This window comes from Brevibacillus sp. HB1.4B (genome assembly GCF_013284285.1).
GTDB classification, from domain to species: domain Bacteria; phylum Bacillota; class Bacilli; order Brevibacillales; family Brevibacillaceae; genus Brevibacillus; species Brevibacillus porteri.
This window is the reverse complement of record NZ_JABSUT010000014.1, coordinates 1-25,609: the sequence shown is the minus strand read 5'-3', so window position 1 is coordinate 25,609 and position 25,609 is coordinate 1. Positions and strand designations below refer to the sequence as shown.

The window sequence follows — 25,609 nt, the reverse complement described above, 5'->3', positions numbered from 1 at the left end:
AGGTAGAACATGTCAGTAGTCAGTTTGCAAAAAGGTCAGAAGATCGACCTGACAAAAGGGAATGCAGGATTAACTAAATTGTTAGTTGGTCTAGGCTGGGACCCGGTCAAGAAAAGTGGCGGGTTGCTTGGAGGCATTTTTGGTGGCGGGAGTAACGCAAACATCGATTGTGACGCTTCCGTAATTATGCTCGACCAGAACGGGAAAATAACTAAAGAGAAGAACCTTGTTTACTTCGGCAACAAAAAAAGTCAATGCGGCAGCGTATCACACTCAGGAGATAATCTCACCGGAGATGGTGAAGGTGATGATGAGCAAGTGAACGTAGACTTGAGCCGAGTACCCAATGATGTACATAAATTGGTGTTCGTTGTGAATATTTACGATTGTGTGAGTCGTCGCCAAGATTTCGGGATGATCGGCAATGCGTATATTCGCGTAGTCAATGCTTCGAACAATCAGAATTTGTGCAAGTTTAATCTAACCGATAATTATTCGGGAAAAACTTCGTTAATTATTGGAGAACTATACCGTTACGATGGTGAGTGGAAGTTTTCTGCGATTGGCGAAGGGACGACAGACACAGCTATCTCCCAACTTGTAAGAAGATATAGTTAATTTGAAAGTTTTTAAAATGAATGAAATATAAGGAGGTTTTTTAACATGGCAGTATCTTTGCAAAAAGGTCAAAAGGTAGATCTCACGAAAACGAATCCTGGTCTGGTTCAAATTCAGGTAGGTCTTGGTTGGGATACAAACAAGTATGACGGTGGACAAAGCTTCGACCTCGACGCTTCCGTATTTCTCTTGAATGATGCAGGAAAAGTACTGGATGACCAACACTTTATTTTCTTCAATAATGCAACTAGCCCTGACGGTTCCGTTGTGCACTCTGGTGATAACCGCACTGGCGAAGGGGAAGGCGACGATGAAGTAATCAATATTGATTTGTCCAAAGTATCGGCTAGTATTCAAAAAATCTCTTTTGCTATCACGATTTATGATGCGCAAACTCGTAACCAAAACTTTGGACAGGTTTCCAACGCTTATGCACGCGTGGTAAATCCTGCAAACAACGAAGAATTACTCCGCTATGATTTGGGCGAAGACTTCTCTATCGAAACTGCGATTGTAGTTGGAGAGCTGTATCGTAACGGTAGCGAATGGAAGTTCAGTGCAATCGGTTCTGGTTACAAAGATGGATTGGCAGGACTCGCTCGCGATTTCGGAGTAAACATCGGATAGGAAGCATACAAATCACAGATGAAGGATTGAATTTTTATGTCAGTTATTAGTTTAACTAAAGGTCAGAAAATTGATCTTACAAAAGGCAATCCGAATTTAACAAAAATCGTTGTTGGTCTTGGTTGGGACACAAATAAATACAGTGGCGGACAAGCTTTTGACCTCGACGCAGCTGCTTTCCTTTTGCGTACAGGTGGAAGAGCGTCCGGGATTCAAGATTTTGTCTTTTACAACAACCTTCAAGGCGGGAATGGATCGGTGGTTCACACTGGTGACAACCTGACTGGTGAGGGTGACGGCGACGATGAGCAAATCAAAGTGGATTTGAAGGCTGTTCCAGCTGACATTGAAAAAGTAGCGATCACGATTACGATTCATGAGGCTGATATCAGAAACCAAAACTTTGGACAAGTATCAAATGCGTTTGTTCGAATTGTAGATGAAACAACAGGCAGAGAAGTTCTGCGCTACGATCTTGGAGAAGATTTCTCTGTAGAAACGGCAATTGTTGTTTGTGAATTGTATCGCCATCAAGGCGAGTGGAAGTTTGCAGCCGTGGGTAGCGGTTTTTCCGGTGGTCTACGAGCGTTAGCCAATAACTTTGGTTTGCAAGTTTCATAATTTCCAGAAATGGGTGCTAGTAATTGCGCTAGCACCTGTTTTCTGACCTTTGAAATAAAGGGTGATCGAAATGGGAATGACGACGATTAAGGGACAAAAAGTCGATATAACGAAGTCAAATCCTGGACTTTCCAAAATTACAGTGGAACTGAGCTGGACTGCTAACGATGGGCTTGACCTGGATGCTTCGGCTTTCTTAATCGGGAAAAGTGGTAAAGTGAATAAAGAAGAAGATTTTATTTTCTACAGCAACCCCAGATCAACGAATGGCTCTGTATCTCTTCAAACAGGATCGAGCGAAAGACAGCGTTTTGACATTGATTTAATGAATGTACCACTTGATGTAGAAAAGATCGCTTTTACTCTTACCATTTATGATGCGATTGCACGTAATCATTCATTTAATCGTGTTTCGAGTCTTTATCTTCGTATTCTACATCCTTCTACTAACACTGAAATTATTCAGTTTCCGCTCGATAGTTTTACGATTGAAAATGCAATTGTGGCAGGAGAGCTATACAAACATCAAGGACAATGGAAATTTAATGCGATTGGCAGTGGCTTTCATGGCGGTCTGGCAGCTTTGTGCGGAAACTTTGGGATCGAGGTATCCCAAGAAAAAACGCCGGAGTCGAAAGCGCCAGAACCAAATCCTGCACCGAAACCCGAACCGAAACCCGAACCCGTCGTGTCTACTTCTCCCCCTATTTCGATCACAAAAATTGAGTTGAAGAAAAAGGGAGAGGCAATTAGTTTAAAGAAAACCTCGGCAAACCTGGGGCAGCTCTTAGTTAACCTCAACTGGAATAAAGGCACAAAGCAGAACACGGGCTTTTTTGGTAGAAGCAAAGGAATTGACTTAGACCTTGGCTGCCTTTATGAATTATCAGATGGATATAAAGGGTGTATACAAGCATTAGGTGGAAATCTTGGCGACTACCGCGACTTTCCTTATATTGCATTAGATGGGGATGACCGCACAGGCACCCGATCAGAAGGAGAAAATCTACGTATCAACGGAAATAATGTCAAGGAATTCGAACGAATCCTAATCTACGCTTTTATTTACGAAGGTGTTGCCAAATGGGCAGAAACCGATGGTGTGGTAACGATTACGCAAGCTGACAATCCAGCCATCGAAGTGAAAATGGATGTGCATGACCCGCGTAAAGGGGTGTGTGCCGTAGCGATGATTGAGAGACAAGGTGATACGTTCAATATCAGGAGATTGGTTGAATACTTCTCCGGTCATCAGGAGATGGATCGTTACTACGGGTGGAATATGCGCTGGACAGTCGGTTCGAAATAGCAAAAGATACAGTTACTATTTGCGGACATCATTAGAAATGGAGTGAACTGTATTTATGGAAATGATAGCTGATTTTTTAGTTCAATCATGGAGCGCGCTACTAGCGATCATCCTGATTGACATCGTGTTGAGCGGAGACAATGCTGTTGTAATTGCAATGGCAGCGAGAAATCTCCCGAAACAACAACAGAAGAAGGCCATTTTTATTGGTACTTTTGGTGCGATTGCGCTACGTATTGTTTTTGCTGCGATGGTGGTCTGGCTGATTCAAATTCCGCTTTTAAAAGCAATCGGTGGTTTACTGCTTCTTCAGGTAGCTTACAAGCTGTTAGCTGCTGATGAAGGCGAGGACAACATCAAGAGTGGAACGACCTTAATGGGTGCAGTAGGGACGATCATATACGCAGATGCGTTGATGAGTTTGGACAATGTAATCGCGGTTGCAGGTGTGAGTCACGGAAGTATTACGTTAATCGCAATTGGTGTACTTGTCTCGATTCCGATTATCCTGATCGGATCGGCATTTATTTTGAAGGCTTTGGAAAGATTCCCAATCATTGCTTACATTGGATCGGGAATTCTGGCTTGGACTGCTGGCGATATGATTGTGAAAGACAAAATCATTCAAAATTATATTTCTAGCACAGTTGGTCTGATTATTACCATCGTTTTAACGGTCGCTGTCATTCTGGCTGGGTGGTTGAAAAGTAGAAAAAGCAAAGAGGAAAAATCAGAAAAAGCTGTTGCCTAGTATTTGATCGTGTGAAAAGTGGTAAGTCCATAAAGAAGATACATGATAAGAGCGAGGTCATTGCGACTTTCGCTTTTCTTTATAAATAATGAAGAGTTGAAGGGAAGAACTTCTCATGAAGAAACGCATTTGGTTTAATCGTACTTTCTCTACAGCGTATCATTTTATTGATATGATTCGTACAAATCCGGACGGTATGGACTTTGAGTTTTATGTCACTCACCCAAAACGGTATAGCGTGATGCTGCAAAATGCTGATGTTGCAGAGATTGAACCAAGCTTGCCAATTCCAGAGTATATTGAATACTGCGTGCAGTTTTGTCAGAAGCATCAGATCGATATCTTTTTCCCGAATTATAGACTGGTGGAAATTGCAAAGCATATAGATCGGTTTGAACAAGTAGGCACATCTGTTCTAGTATGCAAAGATGCCGACTTATTAGAAACCGTATCAGACAAAGGAAAGCTCTTTCAAGCCTTGAGGGATACCCCGGGATTACACATACCTGATTATTTCATTGTCAACACAAGCGAGCAATTTAAGATTGCCTATGAGAAGCTAAGAGAAAAAGGACATAAGGTCTGCTTTAAACCTGCTAGTGGCGAAGGAGGAGCGGGCTTTCATATCATCGAAGAACACATGAATCCCCTAGACAAGCTGCTCGGATCAAGCAACCAAACGATCGCCATCGAAGAAGTTCTGAGCATCATAGGGGATCAAACCGTAGATGACATCATGGTCATGGAGTATTTGGATGATTGGGAATACAGTATTGATTGCCTGGCAACAGAAGAGGAGTTAATTGCGATCGTACCACGGAAAAAAGTAGAAGGACGAATTCGTTTGCTAGAGGATAATCAAGCACTTATAGATCTGGCAAAAGCAGTCCATGAACAGCTGCGACTTCCTTACCTTTTCAACGTTCAAGTAAAGTACAAAAATGGTGTGCCCAAATTATTAGAGATTAATCCGCGAGCGTCAGGCGGTTTGCATTCTTCATGCTTATCAGGTGTGAACTTCCCTTACCTTGCTGTGAAACTTCTACTGTCGGGGAAGGTTGAGGTAGCTGCACCAAAATTCGGGGTGTATGCGACTCATATTGAAAAAGAGATTGTATTACGACAATTGTTATAGAGAAAACTATCAAAGTGGAGAGTCAAAAAAATCAAGTTCCGTCCCATCCCTCAGTGGGGAACGTACCTTCGAAGGGAATGGGAGAACACAAATAAATTTGACCCGAACAAGATCGTAGACCGGGCAACATATGAGGCACCGATGCAGCAGCCAATGGGTATTCGACATGTGCTGATCAACGGGAAGATCATCGTGACAGATGGGCGTCTTACAAATGTGACTAGTGAACGGTAATTCGCAATCAGTTGTGAACATAATAAAAGCCGCTCGGGTATTATATTGACCCGGCGGCCTTTGTTTTTAGCTATGATAAATATCTAAAGCAGCTTGTACAGCCCGTCCTGCATGCACACGCGCTCCATGTCGGATGAGAACCGCTTCCAACGCCCCTAGCACATGCAAAATATTTTTCTTGCGGCAGCTGTAGCCCATTGTGCCAATCCGCCAGATTGTCCCTTTTAGCGGCCCAAAGGAACTGGCAATTTCAATATGAAAATCCTCGAGCAGCATAGCGCGGACTGACTCTCCGTCCAGTCCCTCTGGAATTTTGATGCAGGTCACAACGGGAAGCTTGCAAGCCGGATCGCCGTAGAGCTGCAATCCCATCGCCAATACACCAGCGACCAAGGCTTGTTCATGCAAGCGATGTCTGGCGAATCTCGCTGCCAGACCTTCCGTGAGGGCAATGCGCACTCCCTCGCGCAAGGCGTATAGCATCGTTGTCGCCTCCGTATGGTGGTTCAGCCGTGCAGGTCCCCAGTAATCCATGAGCTGGCTCAAGTCAAAATAGTTGCTGCGGATTGTTCGGGTTTGAGCAGATTTTGGAGTAGAGGGATCAGCGAGACCACGCTCGATCTTTTTCCGCTGGAGCAAGAGCGCTTCGACACGAGAATTAAACGTGATAGGAGCCATCCCAGAGGGGACAGACAAGCATTTTTGCGTGCCGCCAATACATGCGTCGATATACCAATCGTCTACCTTCACTTCTGTCCCGCCGATCGAAGCGACAGCATCGACGACAAATAGGACATCCATCCGGCGGCAAGCTTCTCCGATTTCCTTCAAAGGCTGAACGCATCCGGTGGATGTTTCGCCGTGAACCATTGCTACGATTTTGGGCTGAACTCGCTCGATTTCGGCAATGACGTCCTGCGGTTCAAAGACACTTCCCCAGCGCGTTTCCATCGTAATCACATCTGCTCCGTACCTTTCCGCAATCTCCGTGAGCAAGTGCCCGAAGCGTCCATAAATGGGCACAAGCACCCGATCGCCTGGTTCGATTATGCTACACAAAACGGCCTCAATGCCCGCCCGGGAAGTTCCGTCAATAGGGAATGCCCAATGATTGGATGTCTGAAACAATTTCCGAAGCATTTCCATTGTTTCGTTCATGATGTTCGTGAATTCTGGATCGAATTGTCCCAAAATGGGTGAACCCATTACGCGAAGAACACTAGGCTCGGCCTCGACGGGCCCTGGCGTCATGATCGTCCGTTGTGAAGTGGTCAGTTCTTTGTATGCACACATAAGCGCTCCCCCAGCTCTTTCTATATTAACGGCCGCTTTTCCGATTCATCACCGGAAAAAACGGCCATAGCACTACCTATCTTTTGTGCCCATCAAAAATCTATTTTGAAATTCAAGAACCCAGCTTTCCGCAGCGCCTCGTAGATGATGACGAGCGCTGGACCGAGTATCAGCCCGAAAAATCCCATCACCTGAAATCCAAGGAACAAGCTGACAAGAGCGGCAAGAGCGCTAATTCCCAGATTAGATGCGAGTACCTTTGGCTCAATAATGCGGCGGACGACCGTAATCACGAGGAAGATGACGATCAGGCCGATTGCCAAATAAGAGTTGCCCATCAAGAAGTTGTATATGGCCCATGGAACGAGGAACGAGCCTGCGCCCAATATGGGGAGAATATCGACGAAAACAATCATGAGCGAAATGACGGCTGCATACTTGACCTGCAAAATGAGCAATCCCAAAAAGGACAGCGTGAACGTCATCAGGCTCAAGATGATTTGGGCACGTAGAAATCCAACGGTGGCACGGTTCAACTGAGAGATAACCACCTCAACCTTTTCACGAGCAGACACCGTGAACATTCTCATGAAGCCCGCACGCAATTTCGGTAAATCGAGACTGATCAAAAACAAGGCAACCAAGTAAATAATCGTGGAGATCAAAAAGCCCGGAACGATGGCTGCCACACCGAGAATGCCTTTGGCAACCGTGGAGGCTGAAGTAAGCGCCCAGCTCTTGAGACCAGCGAAGACACTCTGGATTTCCGAGACGGTTTCGGCAGGTAGCGACTCATAGTAAGTTTCCCAGCTCATCAAATAGGATTCGACCAACTCGAAAATATGCTGCGAAAAAGCTGGTAATCGCTGAGCCAAATCAATTCCCTGAATCACGATCTGCGTACCGATCCAGTACAGCACGATTCCAAAAGAAATGAGGAACAGGAAAAAGGATGCGATTACCGCACTCATCCGGTTCATTCGTAGCCTTTTGATAAGAAACAAGACGAGCGGCTCAACCAGAATTGCTGTTAACAATGCTAGCAAAAAGGGAACGGAGTAAGGTAAAAGAAACAACCCGACTGCCAGAACCAGTAGCAGGATGATCATTTTCCGAATCGTCATGACTGCGCTCCATTCTTAATGAAAAATCGTTGAAAATTGATTCCCTTATTTTATCATTTTTCCAGAAGCGAACACAATGAGCCCAGTAATATCGCGATTCGATAGCGTATTATCAGAAAAAATAAAGAAATGAAAAGAATATAAAAAAGGGGAAAACACAAAAAGTCATGATATGATTCTCACCTATATACCACACAAGTTTGATGCGTGTAAGCATATCGACTTGAGAGTCACATCTTAATCTTTCATAGCGAGGTGTCAGAATGAAGCGGTTTGGATTAGCGATGCAGATTGTCGTCGGTCTCATTCTGGGTATCCTGGTGGGTGCTATTTTTTATGGCAACCCGGCAGTGGCGACCTATTTACAGCCTATCGGTGATATTTTTCTCCGATTGATTAAAATGATTGTCGTTCCGATCGTTGTTGCCACGCTTATTGTGGGCGTAGCAGGCGTAGGTGACATGAAGAAGCTGGGCAAAATCGGTGGTAAGACAATTCTGTATTTTGAAATCGTTACCACGATTGCCATTATCGTTGGTCTTTTGGCGGCGAACATTTTTCAACCAGGTGTCGGTGTGGATAGAACAGTTCTTACCAAAACCGATATCCACAAGTATGTAGACACGGCAGAAACGACACAAAGCCACGGCATGGTGGAAACATTCGTCAATATTGTGCCAACCAATGTGTTTGATTCACTGGCTCGTGGCGACATGTTAGCCATTATTTTCTTCTCCGTTCTGTTTGGACTTGGTGTAGCAGCAGCAGGAGAAAAAGGAAGGCCCGTTCTCAACTTCTTCAATGGGGTTGCAGACGCGATGTTCTGGGTTGTAAACACAATCATGCGTTTTGCTCCGTTTGGTGTTTTTGCACTGATTGGTGTTACCGTTTCCAAGTTTGGATTGTCATCGCTCATTCCATTGGGCAAACTGGTTATTTTGGTTCACTTTGCCATGTTGTTCTTCATTTTGGTGGTATTGGGCACCATTGCACGTATCAGCGGAGTCAAAATCACTTCCATTCTGCGTGTACTGAAGGACGAGCTGTTGTTGGCTTACTCCACTTCCAGCTCCGAAACTGTACTGCCTAAAATTATGCAAAAAATGGAGAAGATGGGCTGTCCGAAGGCGATCACGTCTTTTGTTATTCCGACAGGCTACTCCTTTAACCTGGATGGTTCCACACTGTACCAAGCACTGGCTGCACTGTTCATTGCGCAAATGTATGGTATTCACATGCCAATTAGCACACAGATCACGCTGATGCTCGTACTGATGGTTACGTCCAAAGGGATCGCTGGTGTACCGGGAGTATCGTTCGTAGTACTGTTGGCTACGCTCGGCTCTGTAGGTCTCCCAGTAGAAGGTCTTGCTTTCATCGCCGGTGTAGACCGTTTGATGGATATGGCTCGTACAGTTGTTAACGTAGTAGGTAATGCGTTGGCAGCAATCGTGATCTCTCGTTGGGAAGGTCAGTTCGACAAAAAGAAAGCAGACGATTATGTTCAGGCAGTAAAAGCCGATCCGACTGCTGCTTAATATAAGCAACAAAAAGTCTTTAAGAAGCCTCCTGTCAGTGAATGAGCTGGCAGGGGGCTTTTTTGCATTTGGTTAAAAAAGTGGCTTTGGTGGTGGAAGAAGCGCATTTCCAGTCTACGCTTCGGCCTACGCCCCTCAAGGGGTATAAATGTCCGCTTCGTAATAAATGGCGGGAGCGCTTCAAACCTGACCCGCCATTTATTCCTACGCTGGGGCGGGCTCCAGAGGCACTTGGTCTGGAAATGCGCTTCTTCTACGTGTAGAGAGATAACAAATTTTTAGACTGATTAATAGAGTATGAGACTAGCAGTTTAGAACAATGAACCAAAAAAGGGGAATTGAATATTTTACCGAATATCGAACATTTGGGGGAAACTACTTAAAAGGGGTATTTTATTGAAGAACTATGAAATTAAGAGAGCGACCTTGAAGAAATTATCTTAGGTGGTCTCAAGGAGGAATACATGAATGATATATGCTGTTAGACATGGACAAACAGAATTAATATAGAGAAGGGAGATTACACCATGTCGGATGAGATCACAGTGCACCCCGTCACCTGGCCACCTGCCCCGATCAAGACCGAGCGGCTCGTGCTCCGCCAGTCCAAGGCCCGGGACCGTGCGGCGCTGATCGACCTCTTCGCCTCACCAGAGGTGGGCACCTACGTCGGCGGCTCCCGACCGCGTGACGAGCTCGAGCGCGCGCTGCCCGAAGTGCCCGGGCAACGCTTCGGCTTCTTCGTGGTCGAGCTCAATGGAACAACGATCGGAATGATCACGCTCGATCGGCGCGACCCGGAGCGTAAGGGTCACATCCGTCCAGAGGGCGGGGAGCCCGAGCTCGGCTACATGTTCCTACCGCAGGCGTGGGGACACGGGTACGCCACCGAGGCGTGCGCAGCGGCGCTCGACTGGTTCGCCGACGCGCATCCCGGCGAGCCGGTGGTGCTCTCCACCCAGACCGCCAACGAGGCCTCGATGCGTGTCGCGGTGAAGCTGGGGTTCACCGAGGTGGAGCGGTTCGAGGACTACGGCGCCGAACAGTGGCTCGGCGTATGGTACCCGGGCACGCCGTCCGATTGAGCTCATGCCCGACAGCGCGACGGCTCGCCGAGGCCACCGATCGGCCGTCTTGCCCTGATCGAATGGCTAGCGTGGAGCTGTCGCAAGGACAGATCCTATTTGATGTAATGAAGTGAATTACATTAATACAGATTCGTATATTGTTAGTTCGAACATACGAAAGCATACAATTATCGACTATACATATCAAAACGAAAATCACCGTTATAAAATGACAGCTTGTCATCCATCAGCACATCATTTGCCTTCTTTAGAAAGAGATGTTCAGATGGTTAGAGACGGTTTAGATTTATATACGATAGATACTTATTATGTGAAGAGCGAGGTTTATTTGATTTAAAAATTTACTTTTATACAGATGGTGAAACGGAATTAAAGAGAAGATTGAGCCGTGATATTGTTGAAAGAGGAACCGATATCAACTATTTAAAGCAGTCACATGAAGAACGTTGGATTCAGTACGAAGTGTTTATGCATCCGTACAGTCAGCGGTTTGATATTGATTTTAAATTATTCAGCTAACGGGATCGATAGTTAAAATGAGTCAGTCTAAAACTAATTTTCAAATATCTAGTGATATAGAAGACCGGAACTCCTTGTACCATAAGGGGTTCCGGTCTAATACTTTATTTTCACTGAACACAACGTAGCTTTTTTGATAACAACCTACTCTGATTTTATTAGTTGACACCAAAAACAGGAAAGAGTAATATGATACCAACAACTTGATAATAACAATTCGTTAATAACAAAAAACAACAACAATTCAGCAGCTAAAAGAGGCGATTGCATGAACGATAAACCTTATGTCAATAAACGAGGTCAAACCGAACGGGAGTACTTGGAGGCTTATGATGTCAGCCAATTCGAGCGGCCGTCTGTGACAGTCGATATGCTGGTATTCACCGTGATGGATGAGCTGGAGGAGAATTACCGCAAGCTCTCGCCCAAGTCGTTGAAAATATTGCTTGTGAAGCGTGGGGAGCATCCGTATATCGGCCAATGGGCGTTGCCAGGCGGGTTTGTTACACCTGGGGAGAGTCTGGAGGAGGCAGCCAGACGCGAGTTGCGTACGGAAACAAACGTAGACGACATTTACTTGGAGCAGCTCTACACCTGGGGAGATACGGGCAGAGATCCGCGGACATGGGTCATCAGCACGTCGTACATGGCCTTGGTAGATAGCTCGTCTTTACAGCTGCAAGCAGGGGATGATGCAGATGAAGCGGAGTGGTACCGCATCGAGGACAGGTGGCTGAAAGAAACGAAGACGGCGACATCGGACGGCTCCATTACTGAAAAATGGCTGGAGCTGCGCCTTGTGCACGAGAGTGAAGAGCTGTCTGCCACCATTAAGATCACCAAAACAGTAACGGGCCGTACCGTACGTGAGACCCGCGAAATTGTAGAGACGAACAACATTGCATTTGATCACGCCAAAATCATTCAATACGCACTGGAGCGATTGCGTAACAAGATTGAATACACGGACATCGCCTTTGCCTTAATGCCGGAGCTGTTCACGCTAAGCGATCTGCAACAGGTGTACGAGGTGGTTTTGGGACGTGAACTGTTGGCTGCGGCGTTTCGGAGGAAGGTAGCCGACAAAGTGCTGGAAACGAATCAATATCGAAAACACGCCGGGCACCGACCATCCAAGTATTTCCGCTTTAATCCGGAATGGATGGATCAGACGTAGCCCCGTACTAGGGAGGAAATCGCAATGAATCAGGGACACAATCGAAGCGTGCGCGTGCGAATCGCGCAAGAGACGCTGCAAATCATAGAGCAGGGCTATTACCTGAACAAAGCGGGAGAAAAGAAGAGCATTACGGAGGATCTAGCAGCTGCAATCAGCAAGTCGGTGCTGTATCGTCCAAATGATTTGGAAGCAGACACAGTGCAACTGCCATCGCATCAAACAACGGCTGCACAGCTGCGTGCCAAAGTCGAGGTTACCTCGGAATCCAGCCTGGATGCAGCCAAGCGCCTCGTCGTTCACGAGAAACGAGCAGATGCCGTATGCTTGAATTTTGCTTCCGCCAAAAATCCGGGCGGAGGATTCCTCGGGGGAAGCCAAGCGCAGGAAGAGAGCTTGGCGCGTTCCTCCGGGCTGTATCCTTGCATCGTGCAAATGCAGGAAATGTACACCTATCATCGCCAATTGAAAACCTGCTTTTATTCCAACTACATGATTTATTCACCGCTGGTCCCTGTGCTCCGCGACCAAAGCGACCAGCTTTTGCACGATCCATACCTCTTGTCTTTTGTTACGGCGCCTGCTGTGAATGCGGGGGTTGTTCGTGAGCGAGAGCCTGAAAATATCGCGAAGATTGGCCTTGTCATGAAGGAGCGCATCCGGAAAATTTTGCGGGCAGCAGCCATTCACAACCACCGGACGATCATTTTGGGAGCGTATGGCTGCGGAGTATTCCGCAACAAAGCGGAGGACGTAGCAGATTACTTTGCGACTGTTTTGATCGAGGAGCAGTATGCACAGCTTTTTGACCACATCGTTTTTGCCGTCTATGACAATTCTGCGCGCCAGGAAAACCTGCGAGCGTTCAAGGAGAGATTCGCATGAATGCGAAAAGCACCGGCTTTTTAGCAGACTGGAATTGGTTTGAAAAAATATGGCTCATCTCGTTTACACTCGTTACCCTCTACTTGTATTTCGCGCTGGATGATACATTAATCGGCTTGATCGCGTCTTTGACAGGGATGCTGAGTGTCGTGCTCGTCGCCAAAGGAAAGACGTGGAGTTACTACCCGGGTATCATCAATGTGGTTTTGTACGCATTCGTGGCGTATGGGCAAAAGTACTATGGTGAAGTAATGCTGAATCTTCTCTATTTTTTGCCGATGCAATTCATAGGTCTCTATCTGTGGCGCAAAAACCGCGTGTCCGAAGTCAAACAAAATGACGTCAAGATTACGATTTTGTCCAACCGAGCACGCATCTGGTGGACGATCTTGAGCATCATCACAACGATTGTCTACGGGTTTGTATTGAAGCAAATGGGCGGGGCCTTGCCTTTTGTCGATTCCTTGACGGCTGTTCTCTCCGTCATCGCGATGCTCTTTATGGTGAAGCGTTTGGTCGAGCAGTGGGTGGTCTGGATCATCATTGATTTGTTCACGATCTACATGTGGCTGGTAGCGTTTTTGAAGGACGGAAGTGATATCTCGATGCTGGTTATGTGGTCCGCTTATTTGGTAAATGCCATCTACGGCTTAATGAACTGGGTGAGACAGTACCGCAAGCAAAGGGAGGAGCAGACATGGGGGGCGTAGGCTTCATTGGCGGCAAATTTTTGCCACTGCATCAGGGACATGTATACGCGATTACACAGGCGGCCTGCCGCTGCGACGAACTGTACGTCGTTCTCTCGCATAGCTCGATTCGCGACCGAAAGCTGTGTGAGGAGGCAGGAATCAAGCCAATTCTCTATGAAGTGCGCTTGAGATGGCTGTCCACGCTGGTCAAGGACATGGAAAATGTCCGAGTGCTTGCTGTCGAGGATTGTGCGGATAGCGATGAGAACTACGAATGGGAGGCGGGAGCAGCGGACATCAAGCGCAAGATCGGGAAAAAAATCGATCTGGTCTTCAGCTCCGAGTCCGCCTACGATCCGATATTTCGCCGTTTATACCCGGAGGCATCGCACATCATTCTCGATGAATCACGCAGCCAAGTGCCGATCTCCGCTACCCAAATTCGCAACGAAGGTGTCTACACCCATTGGCAGCACATTCCTGCTGTTGTTCAGCCCTATTTCGTCAAAAAGGTAGTGGTGGTAGGCACAGAGAGCTGCGGGAAATCGATCTTGACCCGTTATCTAGCGAAAATCTACAACACCGTGTTTGTCGAGGAGTATGGACGTACAATCTGCGAAGAGGTCGGGGGCTGCGATACGATTTTGACACCGGAGTATTTTCCGCATATCGCGTACGGTCACAAAATGAAAGAGTACGAAGCGCTCCAGAAAGCCAACAAGCTCTTGTTCATCGATACCGAAGCGATTGTCACCCAGTTTTACTCCGAACTGTACACCGGGCAAACCTTCCCTATTCTCGACCAGATTGCCAAAGAGCAAGCGTACGATTTGTGGCTGTTCATGGAGCCAGATGTCGCGTGGGTAGATGATGGACTGCGTGTGCACGGAGAGGAGCAAGTGCGCCTGCACAATCATGAAAAGCTGCGCCAGATGCTGGATGAGCGGGGAATTACGTACGTGACACTGCGAGGAAATTATGCCGAGAGACTGCAAGGAGCTATGCAGCATGTCGATCAACTGTTGAAGACGACTTCTCAACGAGCTGGAATTGGGCTAGACTAAAGTCATCAAACGATTCTGACAGTAGAAGGGAGCCGTGCTGCATGCAGTCGTTCGTACAGCCGCTATCCCCCCTTAGCTTGAAGGAATGGGCAGTCGCCGTCAAAGCACTTGGAGAAGGTGAGCAGATCATCACGATCCGCAAGGGTGGATTATACGAAGAAACACGAGAATTCCGCTTGGAAAACAATCAATTTTATTTGTATCCGACCTATGAGCACCAGAAGCGCGACATGGTAAAGGCAGACTACCAACACCTTTTGGACGCGACCCTTGAAGGCTGGACAATGGATAAGAAGACGGTGACGATCGAATATTTTGCCGAAGTAACCGACGATGTAGAGTTGATGGACGAAGCCAAACTGCGTGCGCTATCGCCCTTCCATATCTGGACGGATAATTTTGCAGATGTGCGTTTGCATTGGAAGAAAAAACAGCCGTTGCACATTTTGTTCGTGCGGATGTATCGATTAGAGCAGCCGATAGAAATCCCGATTGACGTTGCTTATCAAGGCTGCAAATCTTGGCATGATCTATTGGTGGACATTCCGCGAGCTGCGTTTACCCCTGTGCTTTCCGACGAGGAGTTCGCAGCGAAAAAAGCTGCGATCATGACCATTCTGCAAAACTAACATTCCATTATGATCTTGCCTGGAGGGTTCTCATGAAAGCGATCTTGGTAACGGAATTAGGCGGGCCGGAAACGATGAAGTATACGGAAGTCGAGATGCCGACCATGTCACCTACACAGGTCCTGATCCGCGTCGAGATGACCAGTGTCAATTTTGCCGATATCAAATCCAGATATGGAAAAAAGGGAGCAGCCAAGCTACCGTTTATTCCGGGACTCGATGCGACTGGCGTGATCGAACAGGTAGGGGCAGAGGTGCAAAGTCTGAAGGTGGGACAACGAGTCATCGCATTTCCGGCCAAAGGATCTTACGCTGAGTATATTGTGGCGGATGAGAGCTTGACCTTTGTCCTGCCAGATCACATCAGCACGGAAACAGCAGCCGCTTGCCCAGTCGTGTCATTTACTTCGTATCAGCTGCTTGCGAAGGTTGCACGCATTGCCAAAGGGGAAACCGTACTGATTCACGCTGCGGCAGGCGGAATCGGGACGACGGCGATTCAATTAGCCAAGCTGCTTGGAGCAGGACGTGTCATCGGCACAGTTGGTAATGAAGCAAAGGCGGAACTTGCCTTGTCAGCCGGTGCCGACCATGTGATTTGCAATGATCGCGAAGATTTTGTGGAAAAGGTACGTGAGCTGACAGATGGTGCGGGAGCCGATGTCATTTTGGACTCGATTTCCGGAACGGTGAGCGAGCGTAGTCTCGAGTGTCTCGCATGGTACGGTCGACTCGTCCATTTCGGCAATGCCAGCGGCGAAATCGGTCAGATCAAGACCATCGACCTGCATGCCAGCTGCCGCTCTGTATTAGGCTTCAGCTTTGGTACGACACGTAAGCTGCGTCCAAACTTGTTGCAGGATACAGCAAAGCAAGTCTTGGAGTATTTGGCGAATGGCCAGCTCGACATCAAGATCGGTAAGCATTTTGCATTGGAAGACGCAGCGAGCGCCCATGCGTGGGTCGAGAGCAGGGCGAGCACGGGAAAAGTACTGCTGGATGTGCGCTCGTAATGATGTAGAGCCCTTGCTGACTCACAAGCAGGGGCTTTCTCTTTATCATTTTTGAGAGGTGAATGCTATGCAGTGAAGGGTGAAGATGGTGCAATCAACGGATTTATTTCCTATGTACTCGAAGATCAGGAATGTGAAATCATTTCCTTAGACAGCGTGATCGAAAACAAAGGAATCGGGACCGCCCTTCTCAATCGAGTAGAGCAGACCGCCAAAGAAAAAGGCTGCCACCTCATGAAGCTCGTCACCACCAACGATAACCTGCACGCCATGGGCTTTTATCAAAAAAGAGGCTATCAGCTTCACGAGCTGTACATCAATGCCGTGGACAAGGCCCGCCAAAGCAAACCAGAAATCCCCCTCATCGCAGACAACGGCATCCCCATCCGCGATGAAATCCTTTTTATTAAAAAAATCTCTTTCAAAAAAGAACCACAGAAGCAATAGCTGTCTGAAAAGCGCAGGTACATGTTTGGAAGGAGACCGCCCGAACGAAGTGAGGAAAAAGGCGACTGGAAAACATGTGCCTGCGCTTCCCCGCGACCACCGCAGAATGAAAGCCTCCGGCTTTATAAAAAGTTTGCCCCCACACAATTGTTGACATTCGTAACTGTACGAATTATTATTACAGTACTCTTCGCAAGGAGGCCGTCTGTGACGTGAATAGTGAATTTACCATAGCTGTTCACAGCTTGGCTTTGTTGGCTCATATCCCAGAGCATATGGCAAGCAGTGAGCTCATCGCAAAAAATGTATGTACGAATCCTGCCAGAATCCGCAAAATTATGAGCATTCTGCGTAAGAACGGGTTTGTGAAGACCAAAGAGGGAATTGGCGGCGGTTATATACTCGCATGCGACCCGAATGAGGTCACCTTGGCCGAGATTTATTGCTCGATCTCGAACGGTACGCTTAAGCCGCACTGGTGTTCGGGAGATCCGCAAGAAGCGTGTCAGGTTTCTGCGAATATGCACGGAGTCATGGATCAGATTTTTACCGAAGCAGAGATGTACTTCACGAAGTATTTGGAACAAATCACGATCCAGACCGTATTAGATAAGGTCCGTCAAGGATGTCAGGAGAGTTCGCAACAGTAACGTTACAAATTTTTAACATGGAAACTGTAATTATTTCCGTTACAATTAGGAGGTGCACGGGAATGAATCGAGATGAGTTATTGGAAGTCGGAGAATGGGTATTGGGCAAAACCAAATTCGGCGAGTTAGTACAAGGCTTCGTCGAAACAGATGATTCATTGCGAGGTACCGCGAAAGTTTATGTGGTTCAATGCGACAATGAAGAGACGATCGGCAAGCAGGTGGTGATTCCAAGACAGTGGATGGAACGCATTCCAGTAGGTTCTTTTGATGATGAAGAACACATGCATGATTTGATCGACCTCGCCCTCGCAACCAAAGATAGAGAGTGGTTTATAAACCTGACTGCCAAGGCAAGCAACATGAAAAAGACGTCAGGGAAAGAAGCCCGCCAAACAAGAAGCTCTTCCATTCGCAATCGCTTGGGAACTTCTGCTATTTGGGAGCAATAATTTTTCACTATACAGGAGGAGTACGGAGTATGTCTAACGTGAATCAGAACAGTTGGTTTGAAAAAGGAATGAGCTTTGCTGCGTACAAAGAAAGCATGAACGTCAACAAAGAAGAGCTGTCCCGCGTATACGATCAGCTCACATTTACAGACGAGGATCTTGCGTTCTTTGGTGATCTCTCCCAACGCAATTGGAAAGGGATCGTGCTGACCGCAGACTGGTGTGGGGATGCTTCCTTGTGCGTTCCTGTCATTCAGCGAATTGCCGAGGAAAGCAACATCGAATTGCGCTTTCTTATCCGCGACGAAAATCTGGAGTTGATGGATCAATACCTGACCAATGGCACAGCACGTGCGATCCCGATCTTTATCTTCCTCGACCAGGATGGCTACGAGGCAAGAGTTTGGGGCCCGCGCTCTCCAGAAGTGCAGGAAATGATTACGACTGCCCGTGCAGGATTGCCGGCTGCAGACGCTCCAGATTTTGAGGAAAAGCAAAAGGAGTTGTACCGCAACTTCAAGCAAAAGATATCTACAGACCCTGCCATTTGGCGCACGGTGATTGAAAGTGTGAAAGCGAAACTGCAAGGCTAAAGAGAAAAATCTATAGGATAGGAATGGATAAATGAATATGAGTAAACAAGAGAATAGTCAGCGATCGATTCTCTTCCTAATGATCAACATGTTTATCGCCATGCTGGGAATTGGCTTGATTATTCCAATTTTGCCCGAATTTCTTAAAGAGTTCGGCGCGGGTGGGGAGACAGCCGGATACTTGGTGGCGGCCTTTGGTGTGACCCAATTTCTGTTTTCTCCGATTGCGGGGGAATGGTCAGATAAGTACGGTCGAAAAATCATGATTGTATCGGGACTCGTCCTGTTTACGATCTCCAATCTGGTCTTTGCCTTAGCTGAACAGACTTGGGTGCTCTACCTTTCTCGTCTGATCGGCGGAATCGGGGCAGCAGCGATGATTCCGTCCATGCTGGCGTATGTAGCAGATATCACGACAGAGGATAAACGTGGAAAAGGACTGGGGATGCTCGGAGCTGCCATGTCGCTCGGATTTGTTATCGGGCCTGGTATTGGCGGGTTTTTGGCGGAGCTTGGCTTGCGTATGCCATTCTACATTTCTGCGGCAGTTGGTGCGGTAGCCACACTTGGTTCCATCTTTTTCTTGTCAGAATCACTTCCGAAGGAAAAGCAGCTCGCGGCACGAAAAGGCAAAGAGAAGCAGGAAAACATCTTCGTACAACTCGGCAAATCGTTTCAATCGTCGTACTTCATCATGCTGGTGCTGATCTTTACGATGACATTTGGCTTGGCGAACTTCGAAGTTATCTTCCCGCTGTTCGTCGATGCGAAGTTCGCTTATACTCCGCGTGATATTTCTATCATTATCACAGTGGGAGCACTTGCTGGTACGATTGTGCAGGGAGCGCTAATCGGCAAGCTCATTACTCGTTTTGGCGAGAAGAAGCTCATTAACGTGACGTTCTTCTTGTCTGCTGTATCGATGGTGCTGATGCTGTTGTCTGGTAACTTCTGGTATATGCTGATTATGACAGTTATCTTCTTTACCCTGACGTCGATTATGCGTCCGGCAATCAACACGCTGATTTCCAAGCGAGCAGGGGATGAACAGGGCTTCGTAGCAGGGATGAACAATGCTTATATGAGTCTGGGGAATATTTTCGGCCCAGCAGTGGCAGGTACGCTGTACGGGGTTCATTTGAACGCACCGTATTTGTTCGGCGCGATTATCCTGATTCTCAGCTTGTTCTTGTCGCAGGTGGAAAGCCGTCGCAGCGTGAAGCGCGTCGTGGCCTAACCCTTGACATTTTTTTGAAACCAGTGTAAAAAGTAAGGTAATAAACAAAACACCAACAAATTCATTGACGAGAAAGAGTAAGCTAATCCCCTTGTTCCCCAGAGAGTTGGCCCTAGCGCTGAAAGCCAACGTTCAAGACTTAGCCGAAAATCCTCTCCGAGAAGGAAAGCTGAAGCATTTGGAGTAAGCTGACCCGGAATCCCACCGTTACAAGGGACGCGTATGATGGTACGTAGTAGAGGTGCCGGAAAATCATGATTACATGAGCTTTTCGGAACAAGGGTGGTATCGCGAGATCAAATCTCGTCCCTTAGGGGGCGGGATTTTTTTGCGTTCTATGAACCTACACTTCTACGCAAACTACAGAAGAAGGAGTGTACATGATGAGGAAAGTAGACGTAAAAGAAAAAGCAAGGACACGAGAGTTACGTGTTCTGGATCAGTGGAGGAAAGACGATACATTCCGCAAGTCGATGGACAATCGGCTAGGTAAGCCTAATTTCGTTTTTTATGAAGGGCCTCCAACCGCTAACGGACAGCCGCATATCGGTCATGTGCTCGGACGGGTCATCAAGGATTTTATCGGACGCTACAAAACGATGTCTGGCTACCGCGTCGTCCGCAAAGCAGGCTGGGATACACACGGTCTTCCGGTAGAGCTCGGGGTGGAGAAGCGACTCGGCATTTCCGGCAAGCAGGAGATCGAAAACTACGGAGTGGCCAAGTTCATCGAGGAGTGCAAAAATAGCGTATTCGAGTACGAAAAACAATGGCGAGAGTTGACGGAAGGGATCGCTTATTGGACAGATATGGAGCATCCATATGTGACGTTGACCAACGACTACATCGAAAGCGTCTGGCACATCCTTTCAGAAATTCATAAAAAAGAACTGCTGTACAAAGGACATCGTGTCAGTCCGTATTGCCCGGATTGCCAGACGACGCTCAGCTCCCATGAAGTGGCACAAGGCTATGAAGACGTGAAGGATTTGAGTGCGACGGTCAAATTCAAAAGCAAGACAAGCGATGACATCTTTCTCGCGTGGACGACGACACCATGGACACTTCCAGCAAACGTGGCTTTGGCTGTTAACAAAGAGCTCGATTACGTGCGGGTCAAGTACAAGGATGAAGTGTACGTCGTAGCAAAAAATCTGGCGGAGAAAGTGTTCAAGGAAGGCTACGAGGTTTTGTCCACGCACAAAGGTGCAGAATTCGTAGGGACCCAGTATGAGCCACCTTTTGGCTATCTAAAGGTAAACCATGGGCATATTGTCGTCGATGCGGATTATGTCAGTGATACGAGCGGAACTGGGATCGTGCATACGGCACCAGCGCACGGGGAGGATGATTATCGCACGACCCGTCAGCATGGACTTGATTTCGTGAACGTCGTGAATTTGGCTGGCCGCTATACCGATCAAATCTCGGATTTCGCGGGTCGCTTCGTTAAGGACTGCGACGTCGATATCGTAAAAGACTTGTCGCATCGCGGTCTACTGTTTTCCAAGGAGCGCTACGAGCATAGCTATCCGTTTTGCTGGCGCTGCAAATCACCGCTGCTCTACTACGCGATGGAGAGCTGGTTCATCAAAACGACAGCGATTAAGGATCAGCTGATCGAAAACAATAGCAAGATCGAGTGGTATCCGGGCCACTTGCGCGAAGGGCGCTTTGGGAAATTCCTCGAAGAGCTTGTAGACTGGAATATCAGCCGTAATCGGTATTGGGGAACGCCGCTCAATCTATGGCTTTGTCAGGATTGTGGCTGCGAATATGCACCAGGCAGTGTAAAAGAGTTGCGTGAGAAATCTGTGCCACCACTCGAAGAGAATCTGGAGCTGCACAAGCCGTTTGTGGATGAGGTGAAGCTTCGCTGCTCCTGCGGCGGTACGATGGAGCGAACTCCTGAGGTCATTGATGTGTGGTTTGACAGTGGTTCGATGCCGTTTGCTCAGTACCATCATCCATTCGGCGACGAAAAGGTATTTCAGGAGCAATACCCTGCCGACATCATTTCGGAAGGAATCGATCAGACGCGGGGCTGGTTCTTCAGCTTGTTGGCGGTCTCCACACTCTATAACGGAAAAGCGCCTTACAAGGCGGTCATCTCTACCGGGCACGTTTTGGATGAACACGGCCAGAAGATGTCCAAAAGTAAAGGAAACGGAATCGATCCGTGGGAGGTTATCGAAGAATTCGGAGCAGATGCGTTCCGCTGGGCGCTTTTGTCTGACAGTGCGCCGTGGAGCAGCAAGCGGTTCTCCAAGCGGATTGTCGCCGAGGCGAAGTACAAAGTGATCGATACGATTCATAACACGCATGCTTTTTATTCGTTATACGCCTTGATCGATTCGTTCAAACCAGAAGAGCATCTGCCGCAAGCGCCTGTAAACGAATTGGATCGTTGGATACTTTCCCGCTTGAATACCACCCTGCAGCACGTGATCAAAGGTCTGGAAACCTACGATTTCATGAATCCGGCGGGGCATATCGAAGCATTCGTCGACGAGCTGAGCAACTGGTACATCCGTCGTTCGCGGGATCGTTTCTGGAGTAGTGGGATGACGCCTGACAAAGTGTCTGCTTACCAGACGCTGCGCGAAGTGCTACTGACGCTGGCGAAGATGATCGCACCATACGCTCCGCTGATCGCGGAAGATATGTATGGCAATCTGGGGGGAGAAGGCAGTGTTCATTTGACTGACTATCCGGTGGTGAACACAGAAGCAATCGACGAAACCCTTGAGCGGGACATGGAAACGGCTCGTCACATCGTGGAGCTGGCGCGAAATGTCCGCAACGAAACTGGACTCAAGACCAGACAGCCTCTGTCCGAGCTGATCGTATCGATGGAGCAGCCATTTAATCTCGAGCGTTTTGCTGGCATTATCCAAGACGAAATCAATGTCAAAGACATTCGAGTGGGGCAAAGCGACAGCAGCTTCGTGACGTATCATTTCAAGCTCAACCTGAAGGTAGCTGGGAAAAAATACGGCAAGCTCGTTGGGCCAATCCAAGGGTATTTAAAGGAATTGAACGATGCCGATGCAGAGAAAGCAGTGGACAATGGCTACTTGGATGTGGAGGTCGCAGGGGAGAGCGTGCGGCTTACGCTAGATGAGCTGCTCGTGGAAAAGCAAGGGAAGCAAGGCTTTGCTTCTGCATCTGGCTATCAGCTCCACGTGGCCTTGAATACGACACTCACAGAAGAGCTTGAGCAGGAAGGCTTGGTTCGTGAAGTCATCCGTGTTATTCAGGATGCACGCAAAAAGCTGGATTTGCCTATCGATAAACGAGTCCAGCTCGCACTGGATGTGGACGATGAGCTACGAGCCGCATTGGAGCGTTTTGATCATGTTTTGCGTGAGAGTGTACTCGTTTCGGGCGTGTCTTTTGCGAAAATAGCTGATAGGGAGATCGTTTCGTTCGGAGATAAAACATTTGGTTTGTACATTGGGTAACGAAGCGGTTAGATAAGCAACAGCTAGGGAGCATGATTGGTACACCGGTTCCCTAGCTGTTTTCTTCAGTCATGTAAGATCTCTGGGTCAAACCAAACGTCTTCATAATCGTCCGCAACTAAAATTCTCCAGCCCAAATATACCAACCAGTAGTGTCATGCTCCGGATGGATGCGAAGACCATTAAGAGGTAAAACACCCTCTCTTACATTCCTTAGCTTTCTATAGACACATCTTTTTCCAATGTTAATTCATGAAATGATTTCACACGTAGTTGTAAAAATGGGGTGAACAATAATGTACAAGCAGAAGCTAACAATCCAATGCCACCCGCAAATAAAGCGAACCGTAACCCCATTGCCCCCGCTATCATCCCTCCAATTAACGAACCAAGCGGTAAAGAACCCCACGAGATAAATCGAAATGTAGCATTCACGCGACCTTGCAGGGCATCGGGTACAATTACTTGACGTAAACTGATGGTACTAATGCTAAACATGGAGACACCTATTCCGAAAAGAAGCTGTCCGAGCATCATAATCAACGCAATACTTAATTCTGATCCTACTGCTAATGGAGCAAGCAAACCGCCACTTGCTGCGATCGTAGCGGAACCCACAATTGTTGGACCTACTCCAAAAAGACGTACAGCCCTTTGGGCAAGCAGAGAGCCAAATAGGTACCCTACTCCTAGCGTTCCATAAATGATGCCAAGAATGCTCGCACTGATTTTGAGTTCTTGCGATGCATATAGAACATAAATACTAAAAATAACATTCCAGGAAAGGTTAAAGACTGTTGAGCAGCGCACCACTCCCCACAGCAACGGTTTTGTGTAAACCGTATGCAGCCCTTCTTTAATTTCCAGCCACATGTTTTTTTGTTTTTTCGCATCTGTCACGACTGTCTCCAACTTGCGAATCCGGGCTATGTACACAGCGGATATAAAAAAGGATACCGACGTGAACAATATTGCAAAAGGAGCGGTGATTAACTGTTCCAGTCCACCTGATAAACCCGGCCCAGCAATTTGTGCAGTAGATTTACTTGTCTCTAGTTTGCTATTCCCATCAACAAGCTGCTCCTTGTTCACAATGGAAGGCAAAAAGGATGTATAGGCAACATCAAAAAAGACAGTACAGATACCCACTATGAAGGCTACCAAATATAGAACGGTCATATTCAAGAATCCAGTTAAGGCTGTCAGCGGCACAATGAGCAGTAATACACCCCTGAAAAAGTTAGCGGCGACAAGAATTGGTCGCCGGGGAAATCTGTCTATCCATACACCAGCGAGCAAACCGAAAATGATAAATGGCGCATACTCGGCAAAACCAAGCAACCCCATTTGCATGGGACTGGCCCCTAAATAGAGAGCTGCCACTAATGGCATTCCTAATAAGGCAACCTGAGTCCCAAACTGTGATGCAGTTTGCCCAATCCAGAGCCTGCGAAAATCTGTGTTAGTTAACAATCCTTCCACCTTGTTACTCATGTTCGTTCCCCCATTTTTCGTCACAACTAATTGCCATTTTTAGTATAGGGGAACTTACGTTTCAAGATCTTGCGTTTTCATTATCGCAAATGAACCTATATCAATTGCCCGCAAATTCTTCCATTATCCTACCGTTAACGTAGAAAAGGCAGCCGGTTAATTCGACTGCCTTTCCATATTGTTATTGAACTATCGACCCCGTTAGTTTAATCACAACTAGCATGTAGTGTTATATCTTATCCTCCTGATATGCCTGCCTTACCCGCTCAATCTGGGCGAGGTGGTCACGGACATGCCGGACGCGAAATTCCAGCAGCTCTTTGAACGTGAACCGCGCTCCATCCGGATATTGCCCGACGCGTTCAAGCTGCTCGGGAGTCAGATTTACCAGAAGCGGCAGCATGCTGGCCCGCAGCATTTGGAACAGGAGCAGATGCTGCTCGCAGTCCAACCGTTCATATCCTAGGTTATCCGCCCAGGCTTCCTGATCAAATGATAGTAGAAGCGGTTCTTCCTCCGCCAAGACTTTTCTCAGCCGATGTGTCGACAGGACTTCGCTATCGGTCACATGGATCACAATCTGATGGATGCTCCATTTGTCCTGTGCAGGTTGGAAACGCAGCTCTTCCTCAGACAATCCTTCGACGGCTTCTCGCAGCAGCGCATAGTCTTGGCTATACTCCTCGATCAACTTTTCCATCCGATCCTCTCCTTCATTATTATTTTTGTGGGAGGGTGCATTCGATAATAATTATTATTCTTCGTTATAGAACAAGTACCTTCTGGGTTTTAGCCAACAATAAGTCACCCTTAAGTGATTTCTTCGAAAAGTCCCAAAATGTTTATTCCACTATTGGGACTTTAGAGATTAAGCAAAACTGCCCGTTCGTATTATGAGGTCAGCCAGTTTTTACTGGTTGACCATTTTTAATATGGTTCTACGATTACGGTAGCT

Annotated in this window: 26 protein-coding genes, 1 pseudogene and 1 other annotated feature; of the genes and pseudogenes, 22 read left to right on the top strand and 5 right to left on the bottom strand. The window is 47.4% G+C overall.

Annotated features, from left to right (window positions below; translation table 11 throughout):
• Window positions 1-9: 9 nt before the first annotated feature.
• From HP398_RS26870 to HP398_RS26845, 6 genes are all read left to right on the top strand, one after another.
• Window positions 10-618 carry a TerD family protein gene (locus HP398_RS26870; protein ID WP_017250920.1) on the top strand — a complete coding sequence of 203 codons (609 nt, stop codon included), beginning with the start codon at window positions 10-12 and terminating at the stop codon, window positions 616-618.
• Window positions 619-663: 45 nt separating this feature from the next.
• Window positions 664-1,245: a TerD family protein gene (locus HP398_RS26865; protein ID WP_017250921.1), complete on the top strand. Its 582-nt coding sequence runs from the start codon at window positions 664-666 to the stop codon at window positions 1,243-1,245.
• A gap of 36 nt (window positions 1,246-1,281) precedes the next feature.
• On the top strand, window positions 1,282-1,866 hold the full coding sequence (locus tag HP398_RS26860) for a TerD family protein (protein ID WP_017250922.1): 585 nt from the start codon (window positions 1,282-1,284) through the stop codon (window positions 1,864-1,866).
• Between the two features lie 70 nt (window positions 1,867-1,936).
• Window positions 1,937-3,175, top strand: coding sequence for a TerD family protein (locus tag HP398_RS26855; protein ID WP_173624159.1), 1,239 nt, complete (start codon window positions 1,937-1,939; stop codon window positions 3,173-3,175).
• Window positions 3,176-3,230: 55 nt separating this feature from the next.
• The gene (locus HP398_RS26850; RefSeq protein ID WP_017250924.1) at window positions 3,231-3,926 is read left to right on the top strand and encodes a TerC family protein; all 696 of its coding nucleotides are present in this window, start codon (window positions 3,231-3,233) and stop codon (window positions 3,924-3,926) included.
• 115 nt (window positions 3,927-4,041) lie between these two features.
• Window positions 4,042-5,061: an ATP-grasp domain-containing protein gene (locus HP398_RS26845; protein WP_173624158.1), complete on the top strand. Its 1,020-nt coding sequence runs from the start codon at window positions 4,042-4,044 to the stop codon at window positions 5,059-5,061.
• A gap of 300 nt (window positions 5,062-5,361) precedes the next feature.
• Here HP398_RS26845 and HP398_RS26840 read toward each other — a convergent pair whose 3' ends face one another.
• Together HP398_RS26840 and ytvI are read right to left on the bottom strand one after the other, a co-directional pair.
• Window positions 5,362-6,588, bottom strand: a complete 1,227-nt coding sequence (locus HP398_RS26840) for a pyridoxal-phosphate-dependent aminotransferase family protein (RefSeq protein WP_069845755.1) — start codon at window positions 6,586-6,588, stop codon at window positions 5,362-5,364.
• A 92-nt stretch (window positions 6,589-6,680) separates the two neighbouring features.
• Entirely contained in the window at window positions 6,681-7,712 is a 1,032-nt protein-coding gene (gene ytvI, locus HP398_RS26835) for a sporulation integral membrane protein YtvI (RefSeq protein ID WP_017250927.1), read from the bottom strand.
• Window positions 7,713-7,975: 263 nt separating this feature from the next.
• Between ytvI and HP398_RS26830 the strand changes: the two genes are divergently transcribed.
• The 16 genes and pseudogenes from HP398_RS26830 (at window position 7,976) to ileS (ending at window position 23,160) form a co-directional block, all read left to right on the top strand.
• Window positions 7,976-9,250 carry a cation:dicarboxylate symporter family transporter gene (locus HP398_RS26830; protein ID WP_017250928.1) on the top strand — a complete coding sequence of 425 codons (1,275 nt, stop codon included), beginning with the start codon at window positions 7,976-7,978 and terminating at the stop codon, window positions 9,248-9,250.
• 62 nt (window positions 9,251-9,312) lie between these two features.
• Entirely contained in the window at window positions 9,313-9,513 is a 201-nt protein-coding gene (locus tag HP398_RS26825) for a hypothetical protein (protein WP_173624157.1), read from the top strand.
• A gap of 264 nt (window positions 9,514-9,777) precedes the next feature.
• A complete protein-coding gene (locus tag HP398_RS26820; protein WP_173624156.1) occupies window positions 9,778-10,335 on the top strand; it encodes a GNAT family N-acetyltransferase in 558 nt (185 codons plus the stop codon).
• Window positions 10,336-10,441: 106 nt separating this feature from the next.
• Window positions 10,442-10,857: pseudogene (locus HP398_RS26815) on the top strand (phosphoribulokinase); the annotation flags it as partial.
• 268 nt (window positions 10,858-11,125) lie between these two features.
• Window positions 11,126-12,034 (top strand): NUDIX hydrolase, encoded by a 909-nt coding sequence (locus tag HP398_RS26810; RefSeq protein ID WP_017250930.1) that lies wholly within the window; start codon window positions 11,126-11,128, stop codon window positions 12,032-12,034.
• Window positions 12,035-12,058: 24 nt separating this feature from the next.
• The gene (locus HP398_RS26805) at window positions 12,059-12,919 is read left to right on the top strand and encodes a TIGR02452 family protein (RefSeq protein ID WP_173624155.1); all 861 of its coding nucleotides are present in this window, start codon (window positions 12,059-12,061) and stop codon (window positions 12,917-12,919) included.
• Window positions 12,916-13,629, top strand: coding sequence for a nicotinamide riboside transporter PnuC (pnuC, locus tag HP398_RS26800; protein ID WP_017250932.1), 714 nt, complete (start codon window positions 12,916-12,918; stop codon window positions 13,627-13,629). Before HP398_RS26805 ends, pnuC begins: the two co-directional genes overlap by 4 nt.
• Window positions 13,617-14,675 (top strand): multifunctional transcriptional regulator/nicotinamide-nucleotide adenylyltransferase/ribosylnicotinamide kinase NadR, encoded by a 1,059-nt coding sequence (gene nadR, locus HP398_RS26795; protein ID WP_173624154.1) that lies wholly within the window; start codon window positions 13,617-13,619, stop codon window positions 14,673-14,675. The genes pnuC and nadR overlap by 13 nt, the downstream gene beginning before the upstream one ends.
• 41 nt (window positions 14,676-14,716) lie before the next feature.
• Window positions 14,717-15,304, top strand: a complete 588-nt coding sequence (locus HP398_RS26790; protein WP_173624153.1) for a DUF1802 family protein — start codon at window positions 14,717-14,719, stop codon at window positions 15,302-15,304.
• Window positions 15,305-15,336: 32 nt separating this feature from the next.
• Window positions 15,337-16,317 carry a quinone oxidoreductase family protein gene (locus tag HP398_RS26785; RefSeq protein WP_173624152.1) on the top strand — a complete coding sequence of 327 codons (981 nt, stop codon included), beginning with the start codon at window positions 15,337-15,339 and terminating at the stop codon, window positions 16,315-16,317.
• A 72-nt stretch (window positions 16,318-16,389) separates the two neighbouring features.
• Window positions 16,390-16,764: a GNAT family N-acetyltransferase gene (locus HP398_RS26780; protein WP_371736800.1), complete on the top strand. Its 375-nt coding sequence runs from the start codon at window positions 16,390-16,392 to the stop codon at window positions 16,762-16,764.
• A 212-nt stretch (window positions 16,765-16,976) separates the two neighbouring features.
• Window positions 16,977-17,414, top strand: a complete 438-nt coding sequence (locus HP398_RS26775; RefSeq protein WP_017250937.1) for an RrF2 family transcriptional regulator — start codon at window positions 16,977-16,979, stop codon at window positions 17,412-17,414.
• Between the two features lie 62 nt (window positions 17,415-17,476).
• Window positions 17,477-17,866 carry an IDEAL domain-containing protein gene (locus HP398_RS26770; protein WP_173624151.1) on the top strand — a complete coding sequence of 130 codons (390 nt, stop codon included), beginning with the start codon at window positions 17,477-17,479 and terminating at the stop codon, window positions 17,864-17,866.
• Window positions 17,867-17,895: 29 nt separating this feature from the next.
• Window positions 17,896-18,459, top strand: a complete 564-nt coding sequence (locus HP398_RS26765; protein WP_017250939.1) for a thioredoxin family protein — start codon at window positions 17,896-17,898, stop codon at window positions 18,457-18,459.
• Window positions 18,460-18,490: 31 nt separating this feature from the next.
• A complete protein-coding gene (locus HP398_RS26760) occupies window positions 18,491-19,696 on the top strand; it encodes an MFS transporter (RefSeq protein WP_173624150.1) in 1,206 nt (401 codons plus the stop codon).
• Between the two features lie 55 nt (window positions 19,697-19,751).
• Window positions 19,752-20,010: a binding site (T-box leader), on the top strand.
• 69 nt (window positions 20,011-20,079) lie between these two features.
• Window positions 20,080-23,160, top strand: a complete 3,081-nt coding sequence (gene ileS, locus HP398_RS26755; protein ID WP_173624149.1) for an isoleucine--tRNA ligase — start codon at window positions 20,080-20,082, stop codon at window positions 23,158-23,160.
• A 118-nt stretch (window positions 23,161-23,278) separates the two neighbouring features.
• Here the strand turns inward: ileS and HP398_RS31500 are convergent, their stop codons facing one another.
• The 3 genes from HP398_RS31500 to HP398_RS26745 all read right to left on the bottom strand — a co-directional run bounded on the left by HP398_RS31500 (window position 23,279) and on the right by HP398_RS26745 (window position 25,354).
• Window positions 23,279-23,404 carry an immunity protein Imm33 domain-containing protein gene (locus HP398_RS31500; RefSeq protein WP_442869623.1) on the bottom strand — a complete coding sequence of 42 codons (126 nt, stop codon included), beginning with the start codon at window positions 23,402-23,404 and terminating at the stop codon, window positions 23,279-23,281.
• Window positions 23,374-24,654, bottom strand: coding sequence for an MFS transporter (locus HP398_RS26750; protein WP_173624148.1), 1,281 nt, complete (start codon window positions 24,652-24,654; stop codon window positions 23,374-23,376). Before HP398_RS26750 ends, HP398_RS31500 begins: the two co-directional genes overlap by 31 nt.
• A 229-nt stretch (window positions 24,655-24,883) precedes the next feature.
• Window positions 24,884-25,354 (bottom strand): DinB family protein, encoded by a 471-nt coding sequence (locus HP398_RS26745; RefSeq protein ID WP_173624147.1) that lies wholly within the window; start codon window positions 25,352-25,354, stop codon window positions 24,884-24,886.
• Window positions 25,355-25,609 lie beyond the last annotated feature (255 nt).

What these genes read in the sequence shown, in the direction of transcription:
- HP398_RS26870 (WP_017250920.1), top strand. Translation starts at nt 10, where the DNA reads ATGTCAGTAGTCAGTTTGCAAAAAGGTCAGAAGATCGACCTGACAAAA.
- HP398_RS26865 (WP_017250921.1), top strand. Translation starts at nt 664, where the DNA reads ATGGCAGTATCTTTGCAAAAAGGTCAAAAGGTAGATCTCACGAAAACG.
- HP398_RS26860 (WP_017250922.1), top strand. Translation starts at nt 1,282, where the DNA reads ATGTCAGTTATTAGTTTAACTAAAGGTCAGAAAATTGATCTTACAAAA.
- HP398_RS26855 (WP_173624159.1), top strand. Translation starts at nt 1,937, where the DNA reads ATGGGAATGACGACGATTAAGGGACAAAAAGTCGATATAACGAAGTCA.
- HP398_RS26850 (WP_017250924.1), top strand. Translation starts at nt 3,231, where the DNA reads ATGGAAATGATAGCTGATTTTTTAGTTCAATCATGGAGCGCGCTACTA.
- HP398_RS26845 (WP_173624158.1), top strand. Translation starts at nt 4,042, where the DNA reads ATGAAGAAACGCATTTGGTTTAATCGTACTTTCTCTACAGCGTATCAT.
- HP398_RS26840 (WP_069845755.1), bottom strand. Translation starts at nt 6,588, where the DNA reads ATGTGTGCATACAAAGAACTGACCACTTCACAACGGACGATCATGACG.
- ytvI (WP_017250927.1), bottom strand. Translation starts at nt 7,712, where the DNA reads ATGACGATTCGGAAAATGATCATCCTGCTACTGGTTCTGGCAGTCGGG.
- HP398_RS26830 (WP_017250928.1), top strand. Translation starts at nt 7,976, where the DNA reads ATGAAGCGGTTTGGATTAGCGATGCAGATTGTCGTCGGTCTCATTCTG.
- HP398_RS26820 (WP_173624156.1), top strand. Translation starts at nt 9,778, where the DNA reads ATGTCGGATGAGATCACAGTGCACCCCGTCACCTGGCCACCTGCCCCG.
- HP398_RS26810 (WP_017250930.1), top strand. Translation starts at nt 11,126, where the DNA reads ATGAACGATAAACCTTATGTCAATAAACGAGGTCAAACCGAACGGGAG.
- HP398_RS26805 (WP_173624155.1), top strand. Translation starts at nt 12,059, where the DNA reads ATGAATCAGGGACACAATCGAAGCGTGCGCGTGCGAATCGCGCAAGAG.
- pnuC (WP_017250932.1), top strand. Translation starts at nt 12,916, where the DNA reads ATGAATGCGAAAAGCACCGGCTTTTTAGCAGACTGGAATTGGTTTGAA.
- nadR (WP_173624154.1), top strand. Translation starts at nt 13,617, where the DNA reads ATGGGGGGCGTAGGCTTCATTGGCGGCAAATTTTTGCCACTGCATCAG.
- HP398_RS26790 (WP_173624153.1), top strand. Translation starts at nt 14,717, where the DNA reads ATGCAGTCGTTCGTACAGCCGCTATCCCCCCTTAGCTTGAAGGAATGG.
- HP398_RS26785 (WP_173624152.1), top strand. Translation starts at nt 15,337, where the DNA reads ATGAAAGCGATCTTGGTAACGGAATTAGGCGGGCCGGAAACGATGAAG.
- HP398_RS26770 (WP_173624151.1), top strand. Translation starts at nt 17,477, where the DNA reads ATGAATCGAGATGAGTTATTGGAAGTCGGAGAATGGGTATTGGGCAAA.
- HP398_RS26765 (WP_017250939.1), top strand. Translation starts at nt 17,896, where the DNA reads ATGTCTAACGTGAATCAGAACAGTTGGTTTGAAAAAGGAATGAGCTTT.
- HP398_RS26760 (WP_173624150.1), top strand. Translation starts at nt 18,491, where the DNA reads ATGAATATGAGTAAACAAGAGAATAGTCAGCGATCGATTCTCTTCCTA.
- ileS (WP_173624149.1), top strand. Translation starts at nt 20,080, where the DNA reads ATGAGGAAAGTAGACGTAAAAGAAAAAGCAAGGACACGAGAGTTACGT.
- HP398_RS26750 (WP_173624148.1), bottom strand. Translation starts at nt 24,654, where the DNA reads ATGAGTAACAAGGTGGAAGGATTGTTAACTAACACAGATTTTCGCAGG.
- HP398_RS26745 (WP_173624147.1), bottom strand. Translation starts at nt 25,354, where the DNA reads ATGGAAAAGTTGATCGAGGAGTATAGCCAAGACTATGCGCTGCTGCGA.